This is a genomic window from Gemmatimonadota bacterium, from assembly GCA_040388535.1.
GTDB lineage: Bacteria > Gemmatimonadota > Gemmatimonadetes > Gemmatimonadales > GWC2-71-9 > Palsa-1233.
Genome location: JAZKBR010000004.1, coordinates 18,767 through 44,059, shown reverse-complemented (window position 1 = coordinate 44,059; position 25,293 = coordinate 18,767). Strand labels below are relative to the sequence as shown.

Below are 25,293 nucleotides of genomic sequence, written 5' to 3'. Positions count from 1 at the left end.
TGTGATCCGCGTCGCGCTCGACGCGATGGGGGGAGACCACGCGCCGGCCGCTGAAGTCGACGGCGCGGCCCTCGCCCTGCGCGAGCTGCCGCCGGACTTCACGCTGACCCTGGTTGGGCAGCCGGCGGTCATTGAAGAGCACCTCGCCCGCCACCCCGGGATTGACCGGTCGCGCCTCAGCATTGTCGAGGCCACCGAAGTCATCGGGATGGCCGAAAAGCCGCTGTCTGCGGTTCGCCGCAAGCCCAACTCCTCGTTGGTCGTGGGCATCAGCCTCCATCGTGACGGTCTGGTCGATGCGTTCGTCTCGGCCGGCAACACCGGGGCCTCCCTCGCCGCAGCCACCATCCTCCTCGGTCTGCACGATGGCGTCGATCGCGCCACCGTCGCGTCGCTCTTTCCTGCCGCCGAGGGACCCGTGCTGGTTCTCGATGCCGGTGCGAACGTCGACTGTTCGGTCAAGGAACTGGTGAACTTCGCCTACCTCGGCTCGATCTACATGCGCGATGTCGTCGGCCGCAACGAGCCCAAGGTCGGCCTGCTCAACGTTGGCGAAGAAGACGAGAAGGGCAACGCCGTCGTGCGCGAGGCGCACAAGGTCCTGCTCAAATCCCCGCATCTCAACTACGTCGGCAACATCGAAGGCCGCGACATCGCCGTCCCGCATCCGCGCCATGGCCGTGTCGATGTGGTGGTGTGCGATGGTTTTGTCGGCAACGTCGTGCTCAAGTTCTACGAGTCGATGGGTCGCCTCGTCGCTTCGCTGCTCGGGCGGGAGAGCCCGGGGCTGCTCGAGTCCGACGCGATGAAGCCGCTGATGCGCTTCCTGGACTACTCGCAATACGGTGGCGGTCCGCTGCTGGGCGTGCGCGGCGTGCCGATCATCTGTCACGGCTCGTCGACGGCCAACGCGATCAAGAATGCCATCAAGAAGGCGGTCGAATCAGTGCGCGGTGGCCTGAGTGAACACATCGCGGCCGAGTTCGCGCTGCGCAGCCAGGAGACCGACGCATGAGCATCCGGCGCCCGATCGCCTATTTCGCCGGCATCGGTTCGGCTACCCCGGCTCGGGTGCTGACCAATGCCGATCTCGAGCGCACGGTCGAGACCTCCGACGAATGGATCGTCGAGCGGACCGGCATTCGTGAACGCCGCATTGCCGACGTCAACGAGTCGCTGACCAGCTACACACTCGTGGCCGCGCATCAGGCGATGGCGCAGGCCGGCATTACCGCAGCCGACCTCGACGGCATCGTCTTCGCGACCGTCACCCCCGATCGTCGCCTGCCGTCTGCCGCGTGTGACCTGCAAGCCGCGCTCGGCGCCAAGAACGCGTGGGCCTTTGACGTCGTGGCCGCCTGCCCGGGCTGGGTCTACGGGCTCACGGTGGCCGAAGGGCTGATGGCGACCGGCAATGGCGACACCATCCTGGTCGTCGGCGCCGAGAAGCTCTCGAGCATCGTCGATCAGCAGGATCGCTCGACCGTCATTCTCTTTGGGGATGGTGCGGGCGCCGCCGTACTCAAGCGTGCCACCGATGAGCGCGGAATGCTGGCGACCTATCTCGGCGCCGATGGCGACCTCGCCGACCTGCTCTACATTCCGGCGGGCGGCTCGACCGAGCCGATGAACGAAGAAATTCTCCGCGACAAGCGTCACCTGATGAAGATGGCCGGCCGTGAAGTGTTCAAGGCGGCCGTGCTCGCCATGAGCCGCTCGACTGACGAGGCGATACGTCGTGCCGGACTCGCGCCAGAAGACATCGACCTCCTGGTGCCGCATCAGGCAAATCAACGGATCATCGAGGCGACCGCGAAGCACGCCGGGATCCCGATGGACAAGGTCTTCGTGAACGTCGACCGCTTCGGGAACACCTCGTCCGCAAGCATTCCGCTGGCACTGGCGCAGGCGCAGCAGGAGGGTCGCCTCAAGCCGGGGATGATCATCATGCTGGTCTCGTTCGGCGCGGGCTTCGCCTGGGGCAGTGTGGTGCTTCGGTGGTGACCATCCTGCTGTTCCCCGGGCAGGGGGCACAGAAGGTCGGCATGGCGAAGGACCTGGCGGAGCGATTCCCCGAGGCGCGCGCTGTCATGCAGCGCATCGACGACGCGCTCGAGACCCCCCTCACCACGCTGATGTGGAGCGGCCCCGAGGATCAGCTCACGCTGACGCACAACGCCCAGCCCGCCATTCTCGCGCATTCGGCAGCTGTGCTCGCGATCCTCTCTGGCAAGCTTGGCAACGTCGCGGCCGCCGCTGGTCACTCGCTCGGGGAATACAGCGCCTACGTCGCCGCTGGCGCCCTGGACGCGGCCGATGCGGCCCTGCTGGTGCGTCGGCGCGGTGCCCTGATGTTCCAGGCGGGGCAGGCACGCCCGGGCGCGATGGCGGCCATCCTCGGGCTCGGGACCGCCGAGGTCGAGGCGAGTTGCGCCGGCGCGACCGCGTCAGGCGTCGGGACCGTGGTCGCGGCGAACCTCAACGCACCCGACCAGACCGTGATTTCGGGCGACCCTGCCGCGGTCGAACGGGCCGGCGAATTGTGCAAGTCGGCTGGCGCCAAGCGAGTGCTGCCGCTCAAGGTGAGTGGCGCGTTTCATTCACCGCTGATGGAGCCGGCGGTGCCCGGACTTCGCGAGGCGCTCGACGTCGCACCCTTCGGAGAGCCGGCGTTTCCCGTGATTGCGAATGCCACCACCGAGTTTTCGAAATCGCGTGATACCGCGGTCGAACTGCTCGCCGCGCAACTCACCGCGCCGGTCCGCTGGGTCGCGTCGATGCAACGTCTGGCGGAGCGCTTCCCCGAGGCCCAGTGGCTTGAAATCGGCCCAGGTGCCGTGCTCACCGGCCTGCTCAAGCGGATCGTTCCGGGGGCAAGCTGCACTCCCCTTGGCACCGCCGACGATATCGACAAGTGGCTGGCCCGATGAGCATCACCATCGACCTCACTGGCCGCGTTGCCTTCGTCACCGGCAGCACCCGCGGGATCGGGCGTGCGATAGCGGAAACGCTGCACCGCGCCGGAGCCAAGGTAGCGATTCTCGGCCGCTCTCTCGATGCGGCCGAAAGGGTCGCCTCGGAACTCGGAACGGGTGCGCGAGGTTTCGCATGCGACGTCACCGATCCGCCCTCCCTTCGGCTGGCGATCGCCGACGCCGAAGCGGCGCTAGGGCCGATCGATATCCTGGTGAACAACGCCGGATTGACGCGGGATAACCTCCTGATCCGCTTGAGCGAGGCCGATTGGGACGAAGTGCTGGCAGCGAACCTGAAGGGCGCCTTCGTCGCGACGCAGGCCGTGATCAAGGGGATGATGAAGCGTCGTCAGGGGCGGATCATCAACATCAGCAGCATCGTGGGCGTCACCGGCAACGCGGGGCAGGCGAATTACGCCGCCAGCAAGGCCGGGCTGATCGGCTTCACCAAGTCGGTGGCCAAGGAATACGCGGGTCGCGGGATCCTGGCCAATTGCATCGCCCCGGGGTTCATCGAGACGGACATGACCGGTGCCTTGCCCGAGGCGACGCGGGCCGCGTTATTGGAGTCGATCCCGGTCAAGCGCCTCGGCGGCCCGGGTGATATTGCAGGAGCCGTTCTCTTCCTCGCCTCGGATCTCGGCGGGTACGTGACGGGGCAGGTACTCGTGGTCGACGGCGGCATGATCGGCTGAGCAGGTCATCACTTCACACCAGGCAACAGAGGCAGAGATGAGCGACGTAGAGGAGAAGGTCAAGGACATCATCGTCGAGGAACTCGGCGTCGAGCGCGAGAAGCTCACCCCCGAGGCCTCGTTCATGGAGGACCTGGGCGCCGACTCCCTCGATACGGTGGAGCTGGTGATGGCCTTCGAGAAGGAATTCGACATCGACATCCCGGACGAAGAGGCCGAGAAGCTTCGCACCGTCGGCGATGCCCTGAAGTATCTCAACGAGAAGCTCGGGAAGTAACCGGGTGCGCCGCGTCGTCGTAACCGGACTCGGCCTGGTGACCCCGGTGGGGCTCACCGTGGAAGAGTCATGGGCGAACCTGCTTGCCGGCGTCTCCGGCGCGGCCCGCATTACCAAGTTCGACCCGGAGCGCTTCGCGGTGCAGTTTGCCTGTGAAGTGAAGAACTTCGATCCGTCGCCGTACATCGACCGGAAGGAAGCGCGACGGTACGACCTCTTCGCCCAGTATGGCCTGGCCGCTGCGCACCAGGCCATGGTGCAGGCGGGGTTGAGTAATGGCGAGATGGCCGACCCGAAGCGTGCCGGCGCGATCATCGGCGCGGGCATCGGGGGTATGCAGACCTACCAGGACAATTGCGAGGCCTTCCTCACGAAGGGCCCTGATCGCGTCTCACCGTTCTTCGTCCCGATGTTCATCCCGGATATCGCTGCGGGCCTCGCCTCGATTCGCTACAACCTGCGCGGACCCAATTTCGCCACCGTGTCGGCCTGCGCGTCGGGGACCCACGCCATCGGGACTTCGTGGCAGATGATCCGCGGCGGCATTGCCGATGTGATGCTGACCGGCGGGTGCGAGGCCGCGATCACCGGGCTCACCGTGGCCGCCTTCTCGAACATGAAAGCCCTTTCCGCGCGCAACGAGAATCCGGCGGCGGCATCACGGCCGTTTGACCGCGGTCGCGACGGCTTCGTCCTCGCCGACGGTGCGGGAATGCTCGTGCTCGAGGAGTATGAACACGCCAAGGCACGCGGCGTGCCGATCCTCGGAGAGGTCATCGGCTACGCGGCATCTGGCGATGCCTATCACATAACCTCGCCGCCGGAAGATGGTCACGGAGCGATGCAGGCGATGACCGACTGCCTCGAGAGCGGCGGGATTGGCCTCGATGAGGTTGACTACATCAACGCCCACGGCACCTCGACTTCGCAGGGCGACATCGCCGAAACGAACGCCGTGAAGGCGGTGTTCGGTCCGCGCGCACGCGACCTGGTGTTTGCCTCGACCAAGTCGATGACGGGACACGCCCTCGGCGCCGCTGGAGCGATCGAAGCGGTGATCTCGCTCCTGGTCGCGAGCCGTGGTGAGATTCCGCCGACGATCAACAACGACGATCCCGATCCTGATTGTGACCTCGATTGCGTGCCGAACGTGAAGCGGACACAGAAGGTTCGGGTCGCGCTTTCGAACTCCTTTGGATTCGGTGGCCACAACGCCACGCTGGCTGTCCGGGCGATGTGATGTCCCGCGCGCCAGAACCATCGGACCATCCGACGACCCTCCCCGGGCTGCCCCGGCGGGGGGTCGCCTCGTTTCGCCCGTTGCATGCTGCCGCCCTGATCGCCGGGGCCGCGATTCTGCTCGCGGTCCTCGTGCGGCGCTCTGCGATTTCCAGCGATACCGTGATCATCCGCCAACAGGTGATCCAGGAAACGATTCCGTCGGCGAACGCGCTCGAGACGGCCATCAACCGCCGCATGGCGTTGCTCGATGGCGTCGCTGCATTCCTCGCTGTCAACTGGGGGCGGCCAGGGCTGGCCCAGGACTTCGATGCATTCGGGACCCGGATCCTGAAGGGTGTCCCGGGCGTCCGCAGCATCCAGTACGTCGTCGACGGTCGGATCACGCAGACGGTACCGCTCGCCGGCAACGAGGCGGCGGTCGGCCGAGACATCCTTCACGATCCGAGACCCGAGATCAGCGTCGAACTCCGCCACGCGCTGGAGTCAGATGGCGTGGTGCTTTCCGGCCCGATCCAGCTTTTTCAGGGTGGGCGCGGCCTCATCGGCCGGCTCGCCTTCCGTGATGCAAAGGGCGAGGTGCTCGGCGTTGCGGCCGTTGTCCTCGATGTCGACCCGCTGCTGCACGAGTCAGGATTCGACAACCAGCAATCACTCTGGATGCGACTGCGTGACAGCAGCGGCGCTGTCATTGCCGGGCGCCCAGGGTTGGAGCAGGCAGGAGAAGTGATCCGGACGGAAGTGCACCTCCCCGACCGGACCTGGACGCTGGAATCGGTGCCGGCCGGCGGCTGGGACTCGCGCTCGACCGGCCCGCTCTTCCCGTTCGCCGTGCGGGTGGGGCTCGTGGTTCTGCTGATGGCCCTCTCGGCCTTCCTGGCCCGCAGCCGTCAGCTCGCGCGAATCGAGGCGCGTGATGCCCAGCTGCGACGCGGGGCTGAAGAAAAGTTCGCGCGCCTTTTCTCGCTGATCCCCGACGGTGTCATCCTGACTCGGTACGCCGATGGTCGGATCCTCGAGGTCAACGACGTCCTTGTGTCGATGACCGGGCGCCCGCGTGACGAACTCATCGGGCGGACGACGATCGAAGCCGGGCTCTGGAGCTCGACCGAAGGCCGTGAGCAGTTGCTTGCCGCGCTGGCGGCCGACCGGAGCATCAGCGAATTTGCGCTCGCGTTGCCGACCGGTGACGGGCACCTGCGCGAGTGCCGCATGTCCGGGCGAGTCGTCAATTTCGATGGCGTCGACTGCCTGTTGATGATCATCCGTGATGTCCACGATCAACTGCAACTGGAGCGTCGCCTCACGGAAGCGGCCCGGCTCGAGGCGGTGGGTCGGCTCGCAGGCGGAATCGCCCACGATTTCAACAACCTGATCACGGCGATTGCCGGCTACGCGCAGCTCCTGCGCGAGCGGTGCCACGGCGATCCGGAAGCATTGCGAGACCTGAACGAAATCGTCCAGTCGTCGGATCGTGCCGCCGAACTCACCCGGCAGCTGCTGGCCTTCGCCCGCAAGCAGATGGTGCAGCCCCGGGTCGTGGATGCCAACACGGTCATTGTGGGCGCCAACTCACTGCTGCGCCGACTGGTCGGAGAGAAGATCACGATCGCGACGACCATCGCCCCATCGCCGGCACGGGTCCTGATCGACCCCACCCAGTTCGAACAGGTGCTCACGAACCTGGCCGTCAATGCCCGCGACGCGATGCCGAATGGAGGCACGCTCCATATCCAGACGACGGTCGAAGGGAATACCGTCATCGTTACGGTATCGGATACGGGCACCGGCGTCGCACCTGACGTGCGCGAGCACATCTTCGAGCCATTCTTCACCACCAAGGCGGCGGGCCAGGGAACTGGCCTCGGGCTGGCGACCTGCTACGGCATCATTCAGCAAGCCGGAGGTCGCATCGAGGTCACCTCCCGGCTCGGTGAATGGACCACGTTCCGGATTGCGTTGCCTCTCGCCCCTGGTGCACCGGACCCGGCGCCGCCAAGCCGGGATGAGCACGAGGCACCGCGAGGAACCGAGACCATCCTGGTCGCCGAAGATGAGCCCCAGATTCGCCGGCTGGCGGAGCGCGTTCTCAAACAGCTGGGCTACACCGTTCTCGTGGCAGTCGACGGTAATGAGGCACTGGCCCTCGCGAGTGCGCACAATGGCACTCTCCAGCTCCTGCTCACCGACATGGTGATGCCGGGCATGGGTGGTGGTGAACTTGCGCGACGGATCCACGAGACGCGGCCGGAGACCCGACTCCTGCTGATGTCCGGGTACAGCGAGGAGCTCGTCGCCGCCGAGTATGGTGGGGCCCCCTTCCTCGCGAAGCCGTTTTCCCCGGCCGAGCTTGCCGATGCCGTCCGCGAGGCGCTCGACGGACGTTCGTAGGGGAGGAGGAGAAGCGCCCCCCCATGAGGGAATGAGAGAGCCCCCTCGCCCGTCCAATCGTCATGATGCTCCCGCACCACCGCCATTTCGAGGGCCGATGGATCAACCGTGGACTGAGCGGGGGCTGGTCGCTGCGGCCGCGGGAGGGGACGAGGCTGCCTTCCGGCAGCTGGTGCAGGAACACGAAGGCGCGATCGCAGCCACAGTCACGGCAATGCTCGGCGCAGGGGACGATGCCGATGATGTGGGGCAGGAGACTTTTGTACGTTTCCTTCGCGCGCTGCCGAATTTTCGCGGTGACGCCGCGGTCCGCACCTACCTCACCCGGATTGCGATCAACCTCTCGCTCGATGTACTGGCACGTCGTCGACGCCGCTTCGGCTGGCTGCGACTTGGCGTCACGGCGGAGCGCGATGAACCCACCGTCGCCGCGATCAGCCCCGAGGAGATCGATCGTGACGACCGTCGCCGGCAGATCCGCCTCGCGGTCGCGGCGCTCGACCCCATTCACCGTGCCGTGGTCGTGCTCCGGATTCTCGAGGAGCGTTCGACCCGGGAGACCGCCGAGCTGTTGCAGCTTCCCGAAGGCACCGTGATGTCCCGCCTGAAGCGCGCTCTGGCCCGACTCGCCATCGCACTCGAACCGTTGGAGAACGACCGATGAACCGGGAACTCAACATGCTGCGCGACATTCTCGCCGAGGGACGTCTCACGACGTACGAGCCGGGTTTCGTCGAGCGCGCCATCCTCCGCTGGCGTAGCCGCCGGACACCGTCGATGGCAGACCTGACCCTGCGCATCGGCAGTCGCGCCGCGGCGGTCGGGCTTGCGGCCGCCGCAGCGATCGCGTTGTACACCCTTGGGGGAACCGGTCGTCTCGCCGGACAGAGCACGACCGAGGCGTTGCTGGGGCTCGCGCCGATCACGCTCGAAGTCGCCTATTTCGATTCTGGCACCACGCCGACCCGCTAGGAGCCATTCATGCAACCAGGATTCAAGGCCGGAGTACTGGTCACCGGTCTCTTCGGGCTTGGCATCGCGCTCGGCTTGCTGTGGAATGGCTCGCTGGTGCAGCGCCGTGCACAGGAGATGGTCCGCCTGCGTGAGCCGGGCGGCTTCGTGGCGCACATGGAGGAGGTCCTCCAGCCGCGTGACTCGGCTCAGCGCGCGGCGATCCGCCCCTTCCTCGTCGCGACGGATGCACGCAATCGTCTGATCTCGGAATCGGCGGCCGGCTCGATGCGCGCCGCGATGGATTCGCTGCAGTCCGCACTGGCCCCCTTGCTCGACCCGGCACAACGCGATCGCCTCGCCGAGGCAGCCCGACGCCCGCCGCCACCTCGAGGTGGGGAAGGGCCACCCCGAGGCCCGCCACCCAGGTAAGCATTGCGGGCCGGGGTACCGTAGATTTCAGGCATGGCTCAGACCCTGAACGTACCGCGCCATCGCCTCCGTGATCCCGCCCTCCTTGGTATCGCCGACAAGGTCGATGCCGGCGAGCGCCTGACCGCGGCCGATGCTCGAATCCTCTATGCCAGCGATGACCTGATCGGCCTCGGTACCCTCGCCGATGTCGCCAATCGCCGCAAGAACGGCGACCGGGTCTACTTCTCGGCCAACCAGCATATCAACCCGACCAACGTCTGCATTCTCCGGAACACCTGCACCTTCTGCTCCTTCGCCAGAATGCCGAAAGAGGATGGACACTACACCCGCTCCCTGGAAGAGGTGTATCACGAGGCCGCGCAGGCAACCGGCTCGCCGACGAAGGAATTTCACATCGTTGGCGGGCTGCATCCGAAGCTCGCGCTGAGCTATTACACCGACATGATCCGCGGGCTGAAGGAACGTCACCCGCAGGTGCACATCAAGGCGCTCACGGCCGTCGAAATCGCCCATCTCGCACGCATCGAGAAGTGTTCCGTGGCCGAGGTGCTGGTGGCGCTCAAGGAGGCCGGGCTGACGTCACTGCCCGGCGGCGGCGCCGAAGTCTTCTCGACCGCCGTGCGTGCGACGATCGCCGAGCGAAAGCTCACCGGTACCGAGTGGATCAACGTGCATCGCGAAGCACACACGCTTGGCATCCCCAGCAACTGTACCATGCTCTACGGACATATCGAAACCGCCGATGACCGCATTGAGCACCTGACGATGCTGCGTGATCTGCAGGACGAGACCGGGGGCTTCCTCACCTACATCCCGCTCGCGTACCACACCGAACACAACGAACTCGGGATCGAGCTGGGCCGCGTCGGAACGGCCACGACCGGCTTCGAGGATCTCAAGAACATTGCGGTCGGGCGGCTCTTCCTCGACAACATCCCGCACGTCAAGACCCATTGGCCGATGGTAACGCCGTTCCTCTCCCAGATCGCACTGGCCTTCGGCTGTGATGACGTGGAAGGGACCGTCGTCTTTGAGCGCGTCTACCATGAGGCCGGCGCGACGACGCAGATGCACCTGGCCTACGAGGGACTCGTCGCACTGATCCGGGATGCCGGCAAGGAACCCGTCGAGCGCAACTCGCTCTACGAATCGATCCGCACCGACTTCAGCGAACTCGCGATTCCGCAAGGCGGCACCGTGCGCGCTTCGCTCCCAGTGGTGCACGCCGCATGAGGCTCGGGCGGATTCCCTGGATCAACGCCGCGCCGGTCTATGCCGCGATGGATCGCGGCCTCGTGCCGGCGCCTGCGAGCGTGGTGTCCGCCACGGCCGCGGAGCTCAACGATCTGCTGGCGGCGGGTGAGCTCGATCTCAGCGTGGTTTCCGCCGTCGAGTATGCCCGCGACGCAGCGTCGTACCACCTGCTGCCAAACCTCGCGATTTCCTGCGACGGCCCGGTGCACAGCGTCGCGCTCTTTTCCCGCCGCCCCGTGCGTGAACTCGAGGGGGCCACGGTGCTCCGGACGGCGTCTTCGCGCACGTCGGTGCTGCTGCTCGAACTGCTCTGCCGGCATCGGTGGGGAGTCCAGCCGAACTTTGCCACGGCTCGGGCCGAGGCGACGGACCTCACGACGCTGCAGTCGCTGCCACATGATGCCGTCCTCGTCATTGGCGATGCAGCACTGCACCTTCGGATGAGCGGCATCTACCCCGTATGCGAAGATCTCGGCAGTGCCTGGAAGGAGTGGACCGGGCTCCCGTTCGTCTTTGCCGTGTGGGCCGCGCGGCGCGAGGCAGACCGCGACGCCGTGCTCCGCGTCCACGAGGCGCTGCTGCAGTCGCGGGCGTGGGGGATCGAGCATCTCGACCTCATTGCTGGCGAAGCCGCGGCTCGGACCGGCATTCCCGCGTCGACCTGCCGCGCCTATCTCGGTGATCTCGACTACGAACTCTCCTACCGACACCTCGCAGGCCTCACCGAGTTCTTCGGCCGCCTCGCGAAGGACGGACTGGTTCCCAATGGTTCCCTCACGTTTCTGACGGCGGCCTGATGTCGATGCTCGATCGCAGCAGCGCGGAGTTCCGTGGCTACCTGGAGCTCTACGAAAAGGCGCCACTCCTGGAGCTGGGCGCGCAGGCCGATGCCGTGCGGCAGCGGCTGCACCCGGATCCGGTGGTGACCTACATCATCGATCGCAACATCAACTACACCAACGTGTGCGTGGCCGATTGCGCCTTCTGCGCCTTCTACCGCCGACCGAAGGACAAGGAGGGCTACGTCCTCTCGTTCGAACAGATCGGTGCCAAGATCGATGAATGCAAGGCAATTGGGGGCGTGCAGATCCTGCTGCAGGGCGGCCACAATCCGTACATCCCGTTCGACTGGTATCTCGAACTGATGCGGTACATCAAGGCCAACCATCCGATTCACATTCACGGCTTCTCGCCGTCGGAAGTGGTGTTCTTCTCGGAGCGCTTCCGGATGCCGGTGGCGGAGGTAGTGCGGCAACTGCACGAAGCCGGGCTGGATTCGATTCCCGGTGGTGGCGGCGAGATCCTGGTCGATGAGATCCGCGAACGCGTCGCCAAGAAGAAGGCGCAGACGGAAGAGTGGCTCGGCGTGCAGGAGGAAGCGCACCGCCAGGGAATGAAGACGTCGGTCACGATGATGTATGGGCTGGGGGAGAGCAACGCCGACCGGATTGAACATCTCCTCCGCGTTCGCGATGTCCAGGCGAAGACGGGCGGGTTCACCGCCTTCATCTGCTGGCCGCTGCAGCCCGAAGGGACCGGCATGAGTGAGTACGTCAAGACCGATGCGGTCACCTACCTGCGTACACTCGCGATGGCTCGCATCATCTGCCAGAACATTCCGAACCTGCAGTCGTCGTGGGTCACCATGGGCCTCAAGGTGGGGCAGGTGGCGTTGCGATTCGGGGCCAACGATTTCGGCTCGCTGATGATGGAAGAGAACGTCGTCTCCGCCGCAGGCACGACATACCGAGCCACCATCGGCGAGATGGAGCGCGCGATTCGCGATGCGGGACTCACCCCGATGCGGCGGCGGCAGGACTATTCGCTCGTTGCCGAATCACTGGCGGCCGTCGCGTGATTCGGGTGGGAATAGGCTACGACTCACACCGCTTCGCGGCCGGCCGCCGACTGGTGCTCGGCGGCGTCGTCATTCCGTACACGCTGGGGCTGCACGGGCATTCCGATGCCGACGCGGTCGGGCATGCGGTGACCGACGCGATCCTCGGCGCCGCCGCACTCGGTGATATCGGTCGACTCTTTCCCGATACCGATGCGGAATGGAAGGACGCCGATTCGATGCTCCTGCTTGCGGAAGCGCATCGCCAGGTGCAGGCCGCAGGCTGGACACTGCACCAGACCGATGTCACCGTGATCGCACAGGCACCGAAGCTCGCACCACACGTGCCCGCCATGCAGGCTCGGATGGCAGAAGTGCTGGGCGTGCCGGTCGGATCAGTATCGATCAAGGCCAAGACCAACGAAGGAATGGGCTTCCTCGGTCGCGGCGAGGGCATTGCTGTCATGGCGGTTGCCACACTCACTGCGATCCCGGGCCGCCCAACGCTCCTGCCATGATCGAGGGGCTGCTGAACTGGCTGACCACGCTGCCGCCGGGAGCGGTTTATGCCGTCATCGGTGTGCTTGCGGCGGTCGAAAACATCTTTCCCCCATTTCCTGCCGACGCCTCCGTCGCCATCGGCGCCTTCCTCGCCCATCGGGGTGTCACGACCGCGTGGGGCGTCTTTCTCGTCACGCTGATCCCGAACATCGCCGGCGCGATGGGGATGTATTTCCTCGCCGCCCGACACGCGCCAGCACTCTTCCGGTCGAAATTCGCGCGCCGGTTTCTTCCCGAGAACGGACTCGCGTTCGTCCGCCGTGAGTACGACCGCTTTGGAGTCGTGGGCCTCTTCCTTGGCAGGCTTCTCCCCGGCTTCAGGGCGATTGTGCCGCCGTTCGCCGGCCTGATCCACGTCGGCCCGATTCGCGCCGGCATTCCCATGCTGTTGGCTTCGGCGCTCTGGTATGGTGGCATCGTCTGGCTCGCATCGACTTTCGGCGCGCAGGTCGAATCACTTCTCAAGAGCCTCGACACGCTGAATCAGGGGATGGCGATCGCCGCAGTCGTCATTGCACTTGCGCTCGCGTTCTGGTTCTGGAGGCGATCGCGCCAGCAGGGCACCCCGTGACACTGCCGCAGCTCGACGCGGAGGTTGCGCTCGCGTTCCACCTGACGGCATTCAGGGATCACCTCTCGCTCGAAGCCGGGCATTCGCCGCATACACTCGAGGGGTACCGCCGTGACCTCACACGGCTGGCCCAGTTCGCGGTGACCAAAGGGATCCACGAACCCGCTGGCCTGACCACACCGGTGCTGCGCGAGTTCGTCTTTCTCCTCAAGGATCTTGGGCTGAGCGGGGCCACCATCCGGCGGCACATTTCGGCCGTGCGAACCTGGTTCGCCTTCCTGGCGGCCGAAGGGCTGGTCACGAAGGATCCGAGCGATCGGCTCGAGACGCCCAAGCGCTGGCGGACGCTCCCTGAAGTACTCTCGGTGGAGCAGGTCGAGCGATTGCTCGAGGCACCAAAGGTGGAAGAGCCGCTGGCCTGGCGCGATCGCGCCCTGCTGGAGTTGGGCTACGGCGCTGGGCTCCGGGTGTCCGAACTCTGCAATCTCGGAATCACCGACCTGCTCCTTTCAGACGGCTTGGTCCGCGCGTTTGGCAAGGGTCGCAAGGAACGCCTGGTGCCGATCGGTCGAGCGGTCGTCTCGGCCCTCTCGGTCTATCTCCATACCATCCGGCCCACGCTCGACAAGGGAAACAGCAAGGGGCGCGTCCTCCTCAACGCGCGCGGCGAACCGCTCTCGCGCGTCGGGGCGTGGGGCATCGTCAAGAAGCGGTCGCAGCAAGCCGGGCTCGGCAAGGATGTCACCCCACATACGCTGCGGCACTCGTTCGCGACCCACCTGCTCGAGGGCGGTGCCGATCTTCGGGCGGTGCAGGAGATGCTGGGCCACGCCGATCTCTCGACGACCCAGATCTACACCCACGTGGACCGTGATTACCTGCGCACCGTCCACCACAAATTTCACCCACGCGGCTAGCTGCCGAGCAGGTGTCGCAGGACTTCTCCCGAAATTGTCGTCTCACCGATCGTCGCATAGAGTTGACGATCGGTCACTGAAAGCCCCAGCTTCGTGCGACGATCCAGCAAGCCCACCAGTTCCGCAATCATCTCACGGTCAAAGCTGTAAAGCTCGAGGGCCTCCGAGCGGTGGATTCGCTCACCCTCGAGTTGGCGGAGGAGCATTCGCGGGTCCTTATGCGTGTAGACGGCGACCCGGCGGGCGAGCTTGCTTGCCTTGTGGAGCCGCGCCGCATCGGGGCTGCCGATTTCGATCCACGTCAGGAGCGTTCCCGTGAGATCCTTGACGGCAATGGGCGGATCGTCCGGCTCGGAAATTCCGCGCCCGAAGGTGATCCCCTCGGTGTATTCCAGGGCGTACGCGAGCACCCGCGCGACCAGGTATTCCGGGGTCTCCGAAGGATGGCAGGCGACCCGGAGCGCCAGCTCCTCGTAGACACCTCTGTCAACATCGGCGAGCTGGATCTCGAAGTTGTAAATCGTCGCGGTCAGGGCCAACGGACACTCCGTACCTGTGATGGTTCGCGGAACTTCCTCGCCTGAACTCTACTCCCTTACTTTCAGGATGCTCCTTGTCCTCGACAACTACGACTCGTTCACCTTCAACCTGGTCCAGTACCTCGGTGAGCTCGGGGCCGAGCCTCAGGTGGTCCGGAACGATCAGCTGACGGTCTCCGAGGCCCTCGATCGAGCCCCACGGGCAATCCTGGTCTCTCCTGGGCCGGGCACTCCCGCAGAGGCCGGCATCGCTGTTCCGCTGATCCGGGAGGCGGGGCAGCGGGGCATTCCGCTGCTCGGGGTCTGCCTTGGACATCAGGCGATCGGTGAGGCCTTCGGGGGAGATGTTGTCCGGGCCGACCGGATGATGCACGGCAAGACCACCGACGTGGCGCATAACGGCGAAGGGTTGTTTCAGGGGCTGCCATCCCCGATGACCGTGATGCGCTACCACTCCCTCGTCATTGCGCCTGAGTCGATGCCCACGGAGCTCGAAGTGACGGCCTGGTCGGGCGACCGCCCGGCAGGCGCGGAGATCATGGCCCTGCGCCACCGGGAGCTCCCCATCTGGGGCGTGCAGTTCCACCCGGAGTCGGTCGCGACCCCCGCCGGAAAGGAATTGCTGGTGAACTTCATCCGCCTCGCGGGGCTTGACAGCTAATCGGTTCTCTCGCAAGCGTTTAGGGTCACGGTCACAAGTTCGGCATGACTTTTGACACAGAGGCCGAGACTACATAGCTTTGATCGTGCCTGTCCTGCTTGTCGTGCCCGCTCGCGTCGGCTCGACGCGACTCCCTCGCAAACCCCTCCAGCTTCTGGGCGGGGCCCCACTGGTGGCCCGCGTGGTCGAGCGCGCCCGTCAGGTTCCGGGGGTCGATCATCTCGTGGTGGCCACAGACTCCATCGAAATTGCGGATGCACTCGGGTATCTCGGCGTGGCCATCGTGATGACCGACCCGGGCCACGAGAGCGGGACCGATCGTGTCGCTGAGGTCGCGCGCCACCCGGACTACGCCGGCTGCGAGATCGTCGTGAACCTGCAAGGCGACGAGCCGTTCATGCCGGTCGAGGCCGTGGCCGGGGCGATGGCACGAGTCCGCCAGGGCGATGCGATCGGCACGGCAGCCGCTCCGCTCGATCCCGCGCTTCGCCACGAACCGGCACTCGTGAAGGTCGTGAGCGATGCCTCGGGACGGGCCCTCTATTTCTCGCGCGCGGCGATTCCCCACGTGCGGGATGACGCCGACCTCGCCGCGGCGCGCTGGTGGCAGCACCTCGGCGTCTATGCCTATCAGCGCGATGCGTTGCTGCAGGTGACGGCGCTCCCCACCTGCGCACTCGAACGTGCCGAACGACTGGAACAGCTGCGTGCGCTCGACGCTGGCCTCACCATCGGCCTCGCCTTCCTTGATCGACCCGCTCCCGCCGGCATTGATACGCCGGCTGACCTGGCCGCCGCAGAAATGCGGTGGCGTGACCTTGCCGAGGCTTGCTGATGACCAACCCGCCGCGCCCGACCAAATACATCTTCGTCACTGGTGGCGTTGTTTCGTCCCTGGGCAAGGGAATCGCAGCGGCGTCACTCGGTCGGCTGCTGGTCGAGCGTGGTCTGACCGTGACGATGCAGAAGTTCGATCCGTATATCAACGTGGATCCGGGTACGATGTCGCCGTTCCAGCACGGCGAGGTGTACGTCACTGATGACGGAGCCGAGACCGATCTCGATCTCGGGCACTACGAGCGCTTCATCGACCGGTCGCTGTCGCAGCAGAACAACATCACGACGGGGCGAGTCTACCAGACGGTGATCGGCAAGGAACGGCGCGGCGAATATCTCGGCGGGACGGTACAGGTCATTCCGCACATCACCGACGAAATCAAGGCGTCGCTTAAGCGCACCGCGACCGGCACCGATGTGGTGATCACGGAAATCGGCGGCACCGTGGGCGACATCGAGTCGTTGCCGTTCCTCGAGGCGATCCGCCAGTTCCGGCAGGACGTCGGCCGCGAGAATGCGCTCTTCGTGCACCTGACGCTGGTACCGTGGATTGCGGCGGCAGGCGAACTCAAGACCAAGCCGACGCAGCACTCGGTGCGCGACCTGATGCAGGTCGGTATCCAGCCCGACATGCTGATCTGCCGCAGCGAACGGCCCCTCGGCTCCGACATCAAGCAGAAGATCGCCCTCTTCTGCAACGTCGATTTCTCGGCCGTGATCGAGAGCCCCGACGTGAAGAGCATTTACGAACTCCCGCTCCGCTTCCATGAGCAAGGGTTCGATCGCGAGGTGTGCGCTCGACTTCGCCTCGAGGCGCGTGAGCCCGATCTCGAGAAGTGGGGTGTGATGGTCCACCGGATCCTGCGCCCGTCGCATCGGGTCCGCATCGCCATCGTCGGCAAGTACACCGACTACCACGACGCGTACAAGTCGGTTGGTGAATCGCTGCTTCACGGCGGTATCCCCCACGATACCGGCGTGCAGATCGAGTGGGTGTCGAGCGACAAGTTCACGTCGCAGGAAGCTGCTGGTGAGTTGCTCGGTGACTTCGACGGCCTGCTGGTCCCGGGTGGTTTCGGTGAACGCGGCGTCGAGGGGATGATCGAGGCGATCCGCTGGGCGCGCGAGCACCAGCTGCCGTTCTTCGGCATCTGCCTCGGACTCCAGGTGGCGATCATCGAGTTTGCGCGGAACGTTTGCGGAATGCTCGAAACGACCTCCACCGAGTTCCAGCCTGATTGCCCCAACCCCGTGATCGCGCTGATGGCATCGCAGCGCGACGTGAAGGATCTTGGCGGCACGATGCGCCTCGGGGCGTACTCGGCCCGCCTGCATCCCGACAGCAAAGCGGCAGCGGCGTACGGCACCACTGAAATCTCCGAGCGGCACCGTCACCGCTGGGAAGTCAACAACGCCTATCGTGATGTGCTCACCGACCACGGCATGGTGCTCGCCGGCAAGTCGCCCGACGGGGCGCTCGTCGAGATGATCGAACTCGAAGATCATCCGTGGTTCGTAGGATGCCAGTTTCACCCCGAGCTCAAGTCGCGGCCAACTCGTCCGCATCCGCTGTTCGCGGCGTTCGTGGGGGCGGCACTGCAGCGCCATCTCCTGACCGTGCCGCTCGTGATGGCCGCGACCGCAGTTGCCGCCGGAATGGCCTCGTGACCAACGGCTGGCGCTTCGGCCCCGGACCGTTCCTGATTGCCGGGCCGTGCGTGGTAGAGGACGCCGCGACGATGCTGCGCATCGGTGAGACGCTCGCCGCCATCGGCCTGCGTCATGACCTGCGCGTCTGCTTCAAGGCCTCATTCGACAAAGCGAACCGTGCCCGGGGCGATTCGCCTCGCGGGCCTGGTCTCGACGAAGGACTCCGCGCACTCGAACGCGTGCGAAGCGCTACGGGCCTGCCGATCCTGACCGATGTGCACGAGCCATCTCAGGTCGCGGCCGTCGCCACCGTCGTCGATGTGCTGCAGATCCCGGCCTTCCTCTCGCGCCAGACGGACCTGTTGCTGGCGGCCGGCGCGACCGGTAAGCCGGTGAATGTGAAGAAAGGGCAGTGGATGCAGGCCGAGGCGATGGTGGGCGCGGTCGACAAGGTGCGTATCGGCGGCTCACAGGAAGTCGCTGTGACCGAACGTGGCACCTTCTTCGGCTATGGCGATCTCGTCGTTGATTTTCGCAACTTTGCGCGGATGCGCGCCGCAACCGGTGTCCCCACGATCTACGACGCGACGCACTCGGTCCAGCAACCGGGACAGGCCGCCGGCGGCGCCAGCGGGGGTCTGCGAGAATTCATTCCGCCGCTGATGGCGGCCGCAGCGGCCGCAGGTGCCGACGGCTTCTTTGTCGAGACGCACCCCGAGCCGGCCCGGGCGCTCTCCGACGCGGCGACGCAGTGGCCGCTCGACCAGCTGGACTCCCTTGTACAGCGCACGCTGGCCATCTGGCATGGCGTCAGGGAGGACGTGCATGCTTGATCCTGCGCGGGCGAAAGGGATCCGCCTCCTTGGTACCGACGTCGATGGCTGTCTGACCGACAACGGCCTCTACATCGGCGAGGTCGCCGGCGCGCGGGTCGAGTTCAAGCGCTTCGATGTCCTCGACGGCCTTGCCGCGACGCTGCTTCGCAATGCGGGCATCGAGATGTGCTGGGTGAGCGGACGCGTCTCGTCGGCCACTGCACTTCGCGGAACCGAGCTCAAGGTCAGCGCGGTGCTCCAGGTGTCGAGCACGGGCAAGGTCGCAGCGGTTGAAGCGCTGCTTGCCGAGCGCGGCCTGACCTGGGAACAGATGATCTTCATTGGCGACGACTTGCCGGACATTCCCGTGTTGCGCCGTGTCGGCCTGCCGATCGCGGTGGCCAATGCCCGCCCCGAGGTCAAGGCCGTCTGCCAATACATCACCCAGGCGTCGGGTGGGCACGGTGCGCTACGCGAAGTCGTGGAGCAACTGCTGCAGGCGCGCGGTGAGTGGGAACAGGCCGCGCAGCACTACATCGGGACCGACGCGTGAGCAGCGCCGTCACCGCCGGGCGCCGGACACTGCGGCTCGAAGGTGAAGCGGTGCTCGCGGCGGCTGAGCGTCTCGACGAGCGCTTCGACGCGGCAATCGACCTGCTCGCTCAGGGCGGACGGGTCGTCGTGAGCGGGATCGGCAAGAGCGGTGTCATTGCCCAGAAGATCGCCGCCACGCTGACCTCGACCGGCACGGCGGCGAGCTACCTCCATCCGATCGAGTCGCTTCACGGTGACCTGGGTATGGTCGACGCGACCACCGTGGCCATTGTGCTCAGCAAGAGTGGCGAGACCGAAGAACTCTTCGGCCTCCTCGAGGCGCTCGGGCGGATGCTGATTCCGATCATTGCGATCACCGGTGAGGCGTCGTCGACACTCGGGCGTGCGTCGCGGGTCACCATCGATGCGGCGGTCTCGGAAGAAGCCTGCCCGCACGATCTCGCGCCGACGACCAGCACCACGGTCGCGCTGGCGATCGGCGATGCGCTGGCCGTGGCGTTGCTCGAACGGAAGGGCTTCCGCCGCGAGGATTTCGCCTCGCTCCACCCCGGCGGACGCCTCGGCCGTAAGCTGCTGCTCCGGGTTCGCGATGTCATGGTACCGGCCGACCACGCACTCGCCACCTCGGCGACGATGCAACAGGCGGTTGTGGGGCTGGCACGGGGGCGCGGACTGGTCCCGCTGGTGGAAGGCGGCGTCCTGATCGGCGTCGTGACCACCGGCGATCTCACGCGTCTCGTGGAACGCACCAGTGACTATCTCTCGATACCGGTGGCCGACGTGATGACCCGCAGCCCCCGCAGCACCCACGGCGATGATCTTGCGGCCACCGCGCTCGGCACGATGGAGCGCCACGGTGTTGTCGCCCTGCCGGTTCTCGACGATGAGGCGCGGGTCATCGGGGTGGTCCACATGCACGACCTCCTTCGGGCAGGAGCCGCCTGATGCGGACCATCGCGCTCGGCACCGTCCTTCTGCTTGCGACGGGCTGTGCCAGCCGCGGCATTGCCCCGACGCAGACCGCGATGGCCGACAGTGCCGATCAGGTGATGGGTGGCATGGAGACGTCGATCACCGACAACAACGTCCGGGTGCTCACGCTCAAGGCCGACAGTGCCCGCGTCTATCAGCAGCGTCAGGTAGCCGACCTCGAGAAGGTGACGGTGACCTTCTTCGACAGGAGCGGCAACGAGACGTCGACGGTGACCTCGAACAAGGGGAACTACGCCATCCGGGACAAGAGTCTCGATCTGCGGGGTAACGTCGTGGCGGTGACCCCGTCCGGCAAGAAGCTCTACACCGAGCACCTCGTCTACGACCGGATCGCGAATCAGGTGCGCTCGGATACGGCGTTCAAGTTCACGGCGCCCGATGGCAATGGCTCGGGTGCTTCGTTCGAATCAGACCCGGACTTCAAGAACATCGTGACCGCGCGACCCAAGGGAGCAGTCAAGGGGAAAGGTTTCCTGCTTCCAGGGCAGGGTGCGGCAACAAAGAGCCCGGTGACAGCCAAGGGAGCCCCGAAATGATTCGGGCACTCCTGGGAGTGCTGCTCCTCGGCGCGTTCTGCACCCCAGGCCTGACGGCGCAGCAGGGGAAGCGGTGCCTGTTGAAGGTCGACAATGTCGACCGCGAGGGATTCCTGAGCGAGCCGATTCCGGGAAACACCAACTACTTCGCCGGCGGCAATGTTCGTTTGAGTTGCGCTGGTCAGGACGTGCGGCTCGGTGGTGACTCGCTCGCGTCGCTCGGTGGCAATGTGGTCATCCTGATCACGAAAGCCTTCTACCGCGATGCCACCGTTTCGCTGACTGCCGACACCATCACCTATTTCAAGACCAACGGCGAATTGATGCAGGCGCGCGGTCACGTGGTGGTGCGGAATCTCAAGACCGGCTCCAACATCGTCGGCCCCTCGGTCGACTATGCCCGCGCTGTGACCGGAGTACGGCCCGAAGCCGAGATGACTGCACTGCAGCGACCGACCCTCAAGTATCTCCCGGCCCGCGGTCCGAAGGACACTGCGGTGGCCTCGCCATACCTGATTGTCGGTGATCGACTCCGCGGCATCGGCGACTCGAAATTCTATGGGTATGGCAACGTGACGGTCGATCGCGATTCGCTGCACGGCACCGGCGACTCTCTGGTCTATCTCGCGGGACGCGGTGGAGCGGCGTCGCTCTTTGGCAGGCCAGCACAACTGCGCCGCACCTCGAGCGATTCGTTCACGGTTCGGGGGAAGGAAGTGCGGCTCGGTCTCGATGATGACGTCCTGCGCGACGTGCGCGCCTTCGGCGATGGCGAGGTGCTCAACGGGAGTTCCCGGATCAAGGGAGAGAACGTCGTGCTCGCATTCACCAGCGAGAAGCTCAGCCGGACGCTGGCATGGGACAGGCAGCATCCGGCCACGGTGCACAACGAAGGGTACGACATCAAGGGCGACAGCATTGCCATCGACACGCCGGGCGAGAAGTTGCGGGAACTCCGCGTCTTCCGTCGCGGGATGGTGCAGAATCCACTCGATACGACGGCGGCCAGGGTCGCAGCGGCGGATACCTCAAACAAAACGCCACGCGACCGCGATACCCTCTGGGGCGAGCGCATTGTCGCCTCGTTCGAGCAGGTCGACTCCGCCGGCGTCGAGAAGACCCGGATTCGTCGGATCGAGGCGATCGGGTCGGCAAAATCACTCTTCTCGCGTAACGTCACCAAGAACGGCAAGACCTCGCCGTCGGTGAATTACACCCGCGCCGACACCATCCTGGTCCTGATGAAGGGTGGCGATTCGACCGGGGTGTCGGCGGTGCGCGCCCACGGCACTATCGATGGCGTGCAACTCGAGACCGCATCGCTGCGGAAGTCCAAAGCCGACAGCAGCAAGGTGGCGTTGCCGGGGAAGCGGCCATGAGCGTGCTTCGGGCCGAGGGTCTCTGGAAGAGCTATTCGCGGCGGGCGGTGGTCCAGGATGTAGCGGTTTCGCTGGCCCAGGGAGAAATCGTGGGCCTGCTTGGCCCCAATGGCGCCGGCAAAACGACTACGTTCTATCTCATCACCGGATTGATCCGCCCCGATCAGGGACAGATCTACATCGACGATACCGAAATCACTTCCCAGCCGATGTACAAGCGGGCCCGCCGGGGAATCGGCTATCTCGCGCAGGAACCGTCGATCTTCCGCCGGATGACCGTCGAGCAGAACGTCCTCGCCATCCTCGAGACCCTCTCGCTCACGAAGCACGACCGGCTCGAACGACTGGAGCGGATGTTGTCCGAACTCGGGCTGACCGCCTTGCGAAAGTCTCCGGCATACACGCTCAGCGGTGGCGAGCGGAGGCGACTCGAGATCACCCGCGCGCTGGCCCGTGATCCACTCTTCATGCTGCTCGACGAACCGTTTGCCGGGGTCGACCCGATCGCCGTTCACGACATTCAGACTATCGTCTCCTCACTCCGCGAACGCGGTCTTGGAGTCCTGATCACCGACCACAACGTCGAACAGACCCTCGAGATCGTGGACCGTGCCTACATCATGCACTCGGGAACCGTGCAGGCCGCCGGGACCGTGCGTGAACTGGTCTGGAATGACCGTGTCGCCGAACTCTATCTCGGACCCACCCTCACCGCCCGCTTGCGCGGCCGGATGGAGCAGCCCGCGTGAAGACCGGCCTCCATCAGCAACAGGGCCTCCGGCAGGAGCTGCGGATCAATCCACGCCTCTATCAGGCGATGGATATGCTCTATATGCCGATGCTCGACCTGCAGCAGCATCTGCAACAGGAACTGCTCAACAATCCCTTCCTCGAGCTGGAAGAACCCGAGGAAGAGGAAACGCCGGAGAAGACCACCGAGCAGGAGCAGGAAGAGGTCAAGAAGGACGACGAGGTCGATTGGGAAGAGATCCTGCTCAACGGTTTCGAAGTGGGCGGACCGAAGGAGCAGTTCGAGGTCATGGACTACATCGAGCCGGTGTCGGTCGAGAGTCGCGATCTCGCAGATCATCTGCGCGACCAGCTCCAGATGCTCGACATGACGCCCCGGATGCGGCTCCTCTGTGAAGAGCTCATCGGCAACATCAACGATGACGGCCTGCTGGGCTGCCCCTTGGAGGTGGTCCTCGAATCGGCCAACCTCTGGCTGCTCTCCAACAATCCGGCGGCGAAGGCGCCGGAGCCGGATGAGTATGACCCCTTCGATATCGACGAAGAGGAAGAGGGGCATGGCCAGCACGAGGCGCACCACACCAACGGCGCCGCCAAGCTGCCACCTGGCGTGGCGATCTTCACGCCCGAAGAGCTGGATGCGGCACTCGTCATCATCCAGTCACTCGATCCGCCGGGCGTCGGCGCCCGCAACCTGCGTGAATGCCTGTTGCTCCAGCTGCGCGAGCATGGCGATGCCGACACACTGACCTACCGACTGGTCGATCAGGCGTTCGAAGACCTGATTGCCCATCGCTGGAATGACCTCGCCCGCAAGTTTGGCGTCGGTCCGCGTGAAGCGCAGGCCGCGGCCGACGTGCTGGCCAAATGCGACGCGAAGCCGGGCCTCAAGTACGCCGATCGCGGCGACGCCTACATCACCCCCGACCTGATCGTCGACAAGATCGAGGGCCGATATCAGGTCTTCCTCAACGACACGGGCGTCCCACGACTCCGGCTCTCGCGGTCGTACCAGGAAATCGCGCGAGAAAAGGGGAAGATGACCGCCGAAAATCGCGACTTCATCGCCTCACGGATGAATAGCGCGACCTGGATGATCCAGGCCATCGAACAGCGGCGCCAGACCATGCTGAAGGTGATGAACTTCATCGTCGACCGGCAGCGAGAGTTCTTCGAGAAGGGTGTCGAGTACCTGCGGCCGCTCACCTTGCGTGAGGTCGCCGAGGTGATCTCGATGCACGAATCGACGGTGAGCCGGGTCACCAACGAGAAGTTCGTCCAGACTCCGCGCGGTGTGTTGCCGCTGAAGTTCTTCTTCTCCAGCGCCCTGCAGACGGCATCTGGTGAAGATGCTTCGGCGCGCTCGATCCGCGCGAAGCTCGAGAAGATGGTTGCCGAGGAAGCCGCGGCGAAGCCGCTGACCGACCAGCAGATCGTGCATCTGTTCGAGGAGCAGGGGATCCAGATCGCTCGCCGCACCGTCGCGAAGTACCGCGATCAACTCGGCATCCTGCCGGCCCGGATGCGGAAGCGGGTATGAACGGAAGCGCCATTCGCGTCTCCGTGCTGGTGCCGGCGAAGGATGAGGCGGAGAACCTCCCGGAATTTCTCCGTCAGTGCGCCGACGCGCTGCCGGCGCTCGGTGTGGGCTTCGAGGTGGTCGTCGTCAATGACGGTTCCAGTGACGACAGCGCCGGTGTGCTCACGCGGCTCTCGGCCGAGTATCCCTTCCTCCGCGTGGTGACGCACCGTCGTCAGCGTGGCATTGCCGATGGGCTGCGCAGCGCAGGCAACGCCGCGTCCGGCGATGTATTCGTTTTCTATCCCGCCGACTTGCAGTACAAGCCGGAGGACATTCCCCAGCTGGTGGCTCCGATTCTCGCCGGGCAGGCCGACATCGTGACCGGCACGAAGCAGGGGAAATACGAGAAGGCCTTCGTCTCGACCATCTACAACGGCCTCTGTCGCTGGCTCTTCGGCGTTCGCGTCACCGACCTCAATTCGGTCAAGGCGTATCGACGCGAGGTGATGGCCAATGTGCCGATGCGCCCTGACTGGCATCGCTTCATGGTCGTGATCGCGGCCGCCGACGGCTTCCGGCTGACATCGGTACCGGTGCCGCTCTACGCGCGGACTGCCGGCGTGTCGAAGTTCACCTGGACGCGCATTCCAATTGGTGTGCTCGACCTCATCTCCGTCTGGTTCCAGTTGCGCTTCGGGCGAAAGCCGATGCTCTTCTTCGGTGTCGCCGGCGTGCTGCTGTTCAGCGTGGGATTCCTTGCGGGCATTGTCGCCCTGGTGCTGCGTTTCGGATTCGGGATCGGCTTCCGACCCTTGCTGAACCTGGTCGAGACGATGGTCATCTGTGGCGTGGTGCTGTTCGGCTTCGGGTTCACGGCCGAACTCGTGGCCGGGATGCGCGAAGAGCAGCGTGAGTTCGCGCGTCGGCTCGAGTCCGATCGGCCCGACTGACCG

General features: G+C 65.3%; 28 protein-coding genes. 27 read left to right on the top strand and 1 reads right to left on the bottom strand.

Annotated elements, in window-relative coordinates; genetic code table 11:
* Window position 1 precedes the first annotated feature (1 nt).
* The 16 genes from plsX to xerD all read left to right on the top strand — a co-directional run bounded on the left by plsX (window position 2) and on the right by xerD (window position 14,103).
* Window positions 2-1,015 carry a phosphate acyltransferase PlsX gene (gene plsX / locus V4558_10075; protein MES2305848.1) on the top strand — a complete coding sequence of 338 codons (1,014 nt, stop codon included), beginning with the start codon at window positions 2-4 and terminating at the stop codon, window positions 1,013-1,015.
* Window positions 1,012-2,004 (top strand): beta-ketoacyl-ACP synthase III, encoded by a 993-nt coding sequence (locus tag V4558_10070; protein MES2305847.1) that lies wholly within the window; start codon window positions 1,012-1,014, stop codon window positions 2,002-2,004. Before plsX ends, V4558_10070 begins: the two co-directional genes overlap by 4 nt.
* The gene (gene fabD, locus V4558_10065) at window positions 2,001-2,930 is read left to right on the top strand and encodes an ACP S-malonyltransferase (GenBank protein MES2305846.1); all 930 of its coding nucleotides are present in this window, start codon (window positions 2,001-2,003) and stop codon (window positions 2,928-2,930) included. Before V4558_10070 ends, fabD begins: the two co-directional genes overlap by 4 nt.
* A complete protein-coding gene (fabG, locus tag V4558_10060; protein ID MES2305845.1) occupies window positions 2,927-3,670 on the top strand; it encodes a 3-oxoacyl-[acyl-carrier-protein] reductase in 744 nt (247 codons plus the stop codon). Before fabD ends, fabG begins: the two co-directional genes overlap by 4 nt.
* Window positions 3,671-3,707: 37 nt before the next feature.
* Window positions 3,708-3,947 carry an acyl carrier protein gene (locus tag V4558_10055; protein MES2305844.1) on the top strand — a complete coding sequence of 80 codons (240 nt, stop codon included), beginning with the start codon at window positions 3,708-3,710 and terminating at the stop codon, window positions 3,945-3,947.
* 4 nt (window positions 3,948-3,951) lie between these two features.
* Window positions 3,952-5,187 (top strand): beta-ketoacyl-ACP synthase II, encoded by a 1,236-nt coding sequence (gene fabF / locus V4558_10050; protein MES2305843.1) that lies wholly within the window; start codon window positions 3,952-3,954, stop codon window positions 5,185-5,187.
* Window positions 5,187-7,577, top strand: a complete 2,391-nt coding sequence (locus V4558_10045) for an ATP-binding protein (GenBank protein MES2305842.1) — start codon at window positions 5,187-5,189, stop codon at window positions 7,575-7,577. Before fabF ends, V4558_10045 begins: the two co-directional genes overlap by 1 nt.
* Before the next feature lie 97 nt (window positions 7,578-7,674).
* A complete protein-coding gene (locus tag V4558_10040; GenBank protein MES2305841.1) occupies window positions 7,675-8,241 on the top strand; it encodes an RNA polymerase sigma factor in 567 nt (188 codons plus the stop codon).
* The gene (locus V4558_10035) at window positions 8,238-8,549 is read left to right on the top strand and encodes a hypothetical protein (protein MES2305840.1); all 312 of its coding nucleotides are present in this window, start codon (window positions 8,238-8,240) and stop codon (window positions 8,547-8,549) included. The genes V4558_10040 and V4558_10035 overlap by 4 nt, the downstream gene beginning before the upstream one ends.
* Before the next feature lie 9 nt (window positions 8,550-8,558).
* Entirely contained in the window at window positions 8,559-8,960 is a 402-nt protein-coding gene (locus V4558_10030) for a hypothetical protein (GenBank protein ID MES2305839.1), read from the top strand.
* Between the two features lie 33 nt (window positions 8,961-8,993).
* Window positions 8,994-10,196 (top strand): aminofutalosine synthase MqnE, encoded by a 1,203-nt coding sequence (mqnE, locus tag V4558_10025; GenBank protein ID MES2305838.1) that lies wholly within the window; start codon window positions 8,994-8,996, stop codon window positions 10,194-10,196.
* Window positions 10,193-11,014, top strand: a complete 822-nt coding sequence (locus tag V4558_10020) for a menaquinone biosynthesis protein (protein MES2305837.1) — start codon at window positions 10,193-10,195, stop codon at window positions 11,012-11,014. Before mqnE ends, V4558_10020 begins: the two co-directional genes overlap by 4 nt.
* Window positions 11,014-12,075, top strand: a complete 1,062-nt coding sequence (mqnC, locus tag V4558_10015) for a cyclic dehypoxanthinyl futalosine synthase (GenBank protein MES2305836.1) — start codon at window positions 11,014-11,016, stop codon at window positions 12,073-12,075. Before V4558_10020 ends, mqnC begins: the two co-directional genes overlap by 1 nt.
* Window positions 12,072-12,572, top strand: coding sequence for a 2-C-methyl-D-erythritol 2,4-cyclodiphosphate synthase (gene ispF / locus V4558_10010; protein ID MES2305835.1), 501 nt, complete (start codon window positions 12,072-12,074; stop codon window positions 12,570-12,572). Before mqnC ends, ispF begins: the two co-directional genes overlap by 4 nt.
* Window positions 12,569-13,186, top strand: coding sequence for a hypothetical protein (locus V4558_10005; protein ID MES2305834.1), 618 nt, complete (start codon window positions 12,569-12,571; stop codon window positions 13,184-13,186). The genes ispF and V4558_10005 overlap by 4 nt, the downstream gene beginning before the upstream one ends.
* A complete protein-coding gene (gene xerD, locus V4558_10000) occupies window positions 13,183-14,103 on the top strand; it encodes a site-specific tyrosine recombinase XerD (GenBank protein ID MES2305833.1) in 921 nt (306 codons plus the stop codon). The genes V4558_10005 and xerD overlap by 4 nt, the downstream gene beginning before the upstream one ends.
* Here the strand turns inward: xerD and V4558_09995 are convergent.
* A complete protein-coding gene (locus V4558_09995) occupies window positions 14,100-14,642 on the bottom strand; it encodes a YaeQ family protein (GenBank protein MES2305832.1) in 543 nt (180 codons plus the stop codon). The genes xerD and V4558_09995 overlap by 4 nt on opposite strands.
* 67 nt (window positions 14,643-14,709) lie before the next feature.
* Here V4558_09995 and V4558_09990 point away from each other — a divergent pair, with 67 nt between their 5' ends.
* The 11 genes from V4558_09990 (at window position 14,710) to V4558_09940 (ending at window position 25,290) form a co-directional block, all read left to right on the top strand.
* Window positions 14,710-15,303 (top strand): aminodeoxychorismate/anthranilate synthase component II, encoded by a 594-nt coding sequence (locus V4558_09990; GenBank protein ID MES2305831.1) that lies wholly within the window; start codon window positions 14,710-14,712, stop codon window positions 15,301-15,303.
* An 85-nt stretch (window positions 15,304-15,388) separates the two neighbouring features.
* Complete coding sequence (gene kdsB / locus V4558_09985) at window positions 15,389-16,138, top strand: 3-deoxy-manno-octulosonate cytidylyltransferase (GenBank protein MES2305830.1); 750 nt, start codon at window positions 15,389-15,391, stop codon at window positions 16,136-16,138.
* Window positions 16,138-17,808, top strand: a complete 1,671-nt coding sequence (locus V4558_09980; protein ID MES2305829.1) for a CTP synthase — start codon at window positions 16,138-16,140, stop codon at window positions 17,806-17,808. Before kdsB ends, V4558_09980 begins: the two co-directional genes overlap by 1 nt.
* Window positions 17,805-18,623, top strand: coding sequence for a 3-deoxy-8-phosphooctulonate synthase (kdsA, locus tag V4558_09975; protein MES2305828.1), 819 nt, complete (start codon window positions 17,805-17,807; stop codon window positions 18,621-18,623). Before V4558_09980 ends, kdsA begins: the two co-directional genes overlap by 4 nt.
* A complete protein-coding gene (locus V4558_09970) occupies window positions 18,616-19,158 on the top strand; it encodes an HAD hydrolase family protein (GenBank protein ID MES2305827.1) in 543 nt (180 codons plus the stop codon). The genes kdsA and V4558_09970 overlap by 8 nt, the downstream gene beginning before the upstream one ends.
* Entirely contained in the window at window positions 19,155-20,105 is a 951-nt protein-coding gene (locus tag V4558_09965) for a KpsF/GutQ family sugar-phosphate isomerase (protein MES2305826.1), read from the top strand. The genes V4558_09970 and V4558_09965 overlap by 4 nt, the downstream gene beginning before the upstream one ends.
* Window positions 20,105-20,689 carry an LPS export ABC transporter periplasmic protein LptC gene (lptC, locus tag V4558_09960; GenBank protein ID MES2305825.1) on the top strand — a complete coding sequence of 195 codons (585 nt, stop codon included), beginning with the start codon at window positions 20,105-20,107 and terminating at the stop codon, window positions 20,687-20,689. The genes V4558_09965 and lptC overlap by 1 nt, the downstream gene beginning before the upstream one ends.
* A complete protein-coding gene (locus V4558_09955; protein MES2305824.1) occupies window positions 20,686-22,068 on the top strand; it encodes a hypothetical protein in 1,383 nt (460 codons plus the stop codon). Before lptC ends, V4558_09955 begins: the two co-directional genes overlap by 4 nt.
* Window positions 22,065-22,817, top strand: a complete 753-nt coding sequence (gene lptB, locus V4558_09950; protein ID MES2305823.1) for an LPS export ABC transporter ATP-binding protein — start codon at window positions 22,065-22,067, stop codon at window positions 22,815-22,817. Before V4558_09955 ends, lptB begins: the two co-directional genes overlap by 4 nt.
* A complete protein-coding gene (gene rpoN, locus V4558_09945) occupies window positions 22,814-24,358 on the top strand; it encodes an RNA polymerase factor sigma-54 (GenBank protein MES2305822.1) in 1,545 nt (514 codons plus the stop codon). The genes lptB and rpoN overlap by 4 nt, the downstream gene beginning before the upstream one ends.
* The gene (locus tag V4558_09940) at window positions 24,355-25,290 is read left to right on the top strand and encodes a glycosyltransferase family 2 protein (protein MES2305821.1); all 936 of its coding nucleotides are present in this window, start codon (window positions 24,355-24,357) and stop codon (window positions 25,288-25,290) included. The genes rpoN and V4558_09940 overlap by 4 nt, the downstream gene beginning before the upstream one ends.
* Window positions 25,291-25,293: the final 3 nt, after the last annotated feature.

Excerpts from the sequence above, each read along its gene's own strand:
- V4558_10070 (MES2305847.1), top strand. The coding sequence starts at position 1,012 with ATGAGCATCCGGCGCCCGATCGCCTATTTCGCCGGCATCGGTTCGGCT.
- fabG (MES2305845.1), top strand. The coding sequence starts at position 2,927 with ATGAGCATCACCATCGACCTCACTGGCCGCGTTGCCTTCGTCACCGGC.
- V4558_10055 (MES2305844.1), top strand. The coding sequence starts at position 3,708 with ATGAGCGACGTAGAGGAGAAGGTCAAGGACATCATCGTCGAGGAACTC.
- V4558_10045 (MES2305842.1), top strand. The coding sequence starts at position 5,187 with ATGTCCCGCGCGCCAGAACCATCGGACCATCCGACGACCCTCCCCGGG.
- V4558_10040 (MES2305841.1), top strand. The coding sequence starts at position 7,675 with ATGGATCAACCGTGGACTGAGCGGGGGCTGGTCGCTGCGGCCGCGGGA.
- V4558_10035 (MES2305840.1), top strand. The coding sequence starts at position 8,238 with ATGAACCGGGAACTCAACATGCTGCGCGACATTCTCGCCGAGGGACGT.
- V4558_10030 (MES2305839.1), top strand. The coding sequence starts at position 8,559 with ATGCAACCAGGATTCAAGGCCGGAGTACTGGTCACCGGTCTCTTCGGG.
- mqnE (MES2305838.1), top strand. The coding sequence starts at position 8,994 with ATGGCTCAGACCCTGAACGTACCGCGCCATCGCCTCCGTGATCCCGCC.
- V4558_10020 (MES2305837.1), top strand. The coding sequence starts at position 10,193 with ATGAGGCTCGGGCGGATTCCCTGGATCAACGCCGCGCCGGTCTATGCC.
- mqnC (MES2305836.1), top strand. The coding sequence starts at position 11,014 with ATGTCGATGCTCGATCGCAGCAGCGCGGAGTTCCGTGGCTACCTGGAG.
- V4558_10005 (MES2305834.1), top strand. The coding sequence starts at position 12,569 with ATGATCGAGGGGCTGCTGAACTGGCTGACCACGCTGCCGCCGGGAGCG.
- V4558_09990 (MES2305831.1), top strand. The coding sequence starts at position 14,710 with ATGCTCCTTGTCCTCGACAACTACGACTCGTTCACCTTCAACCTGGTC.
- V4558_09980 (MES2305829.1), top strand. The coding sequence starts at position 16,138 with ATGACCAACCCGCCGCGCCCGACCAAATACATCTTCGTCACTGGTGGC.
- V4558_09970 (MES2305827.1), top strand. The coding sequence starts at position 18,616 with ATGCTTGATCCTGCGCGGGCGAAAGGGATCCGCCTCCTTGGTACCGAC.
- lptC (MES2305825.1), top strand. The coding sequence starts at position 20,105 with ATGCGGACCATCGCGCTCGGCACCGTCCTTCTGCTTGCGACGGGCTGT.
- V4558_09955 (MES2305824.1), top strand. The coding sequence starts at position 20,686 with ATGATTCGGGCACTCCTGGGAGTGCTGCTCCTCGGCGCGTTCTGCACC.
- lptB (MES2305823.1), top strand. The coding sequence starts at position 22,065 with ATGAGCGTGCTTCGGGCCGAGGGTCTCTGGAAGAGCTATTCGCGGCGG.
- V4558_09940 (MES2305821.1), top strand. The coding sequence starts at position 24,355 with ATGAACGGAAGCGCCATTCGCGTCTCCGTGCTGGTGCCGGCGAAGGAT.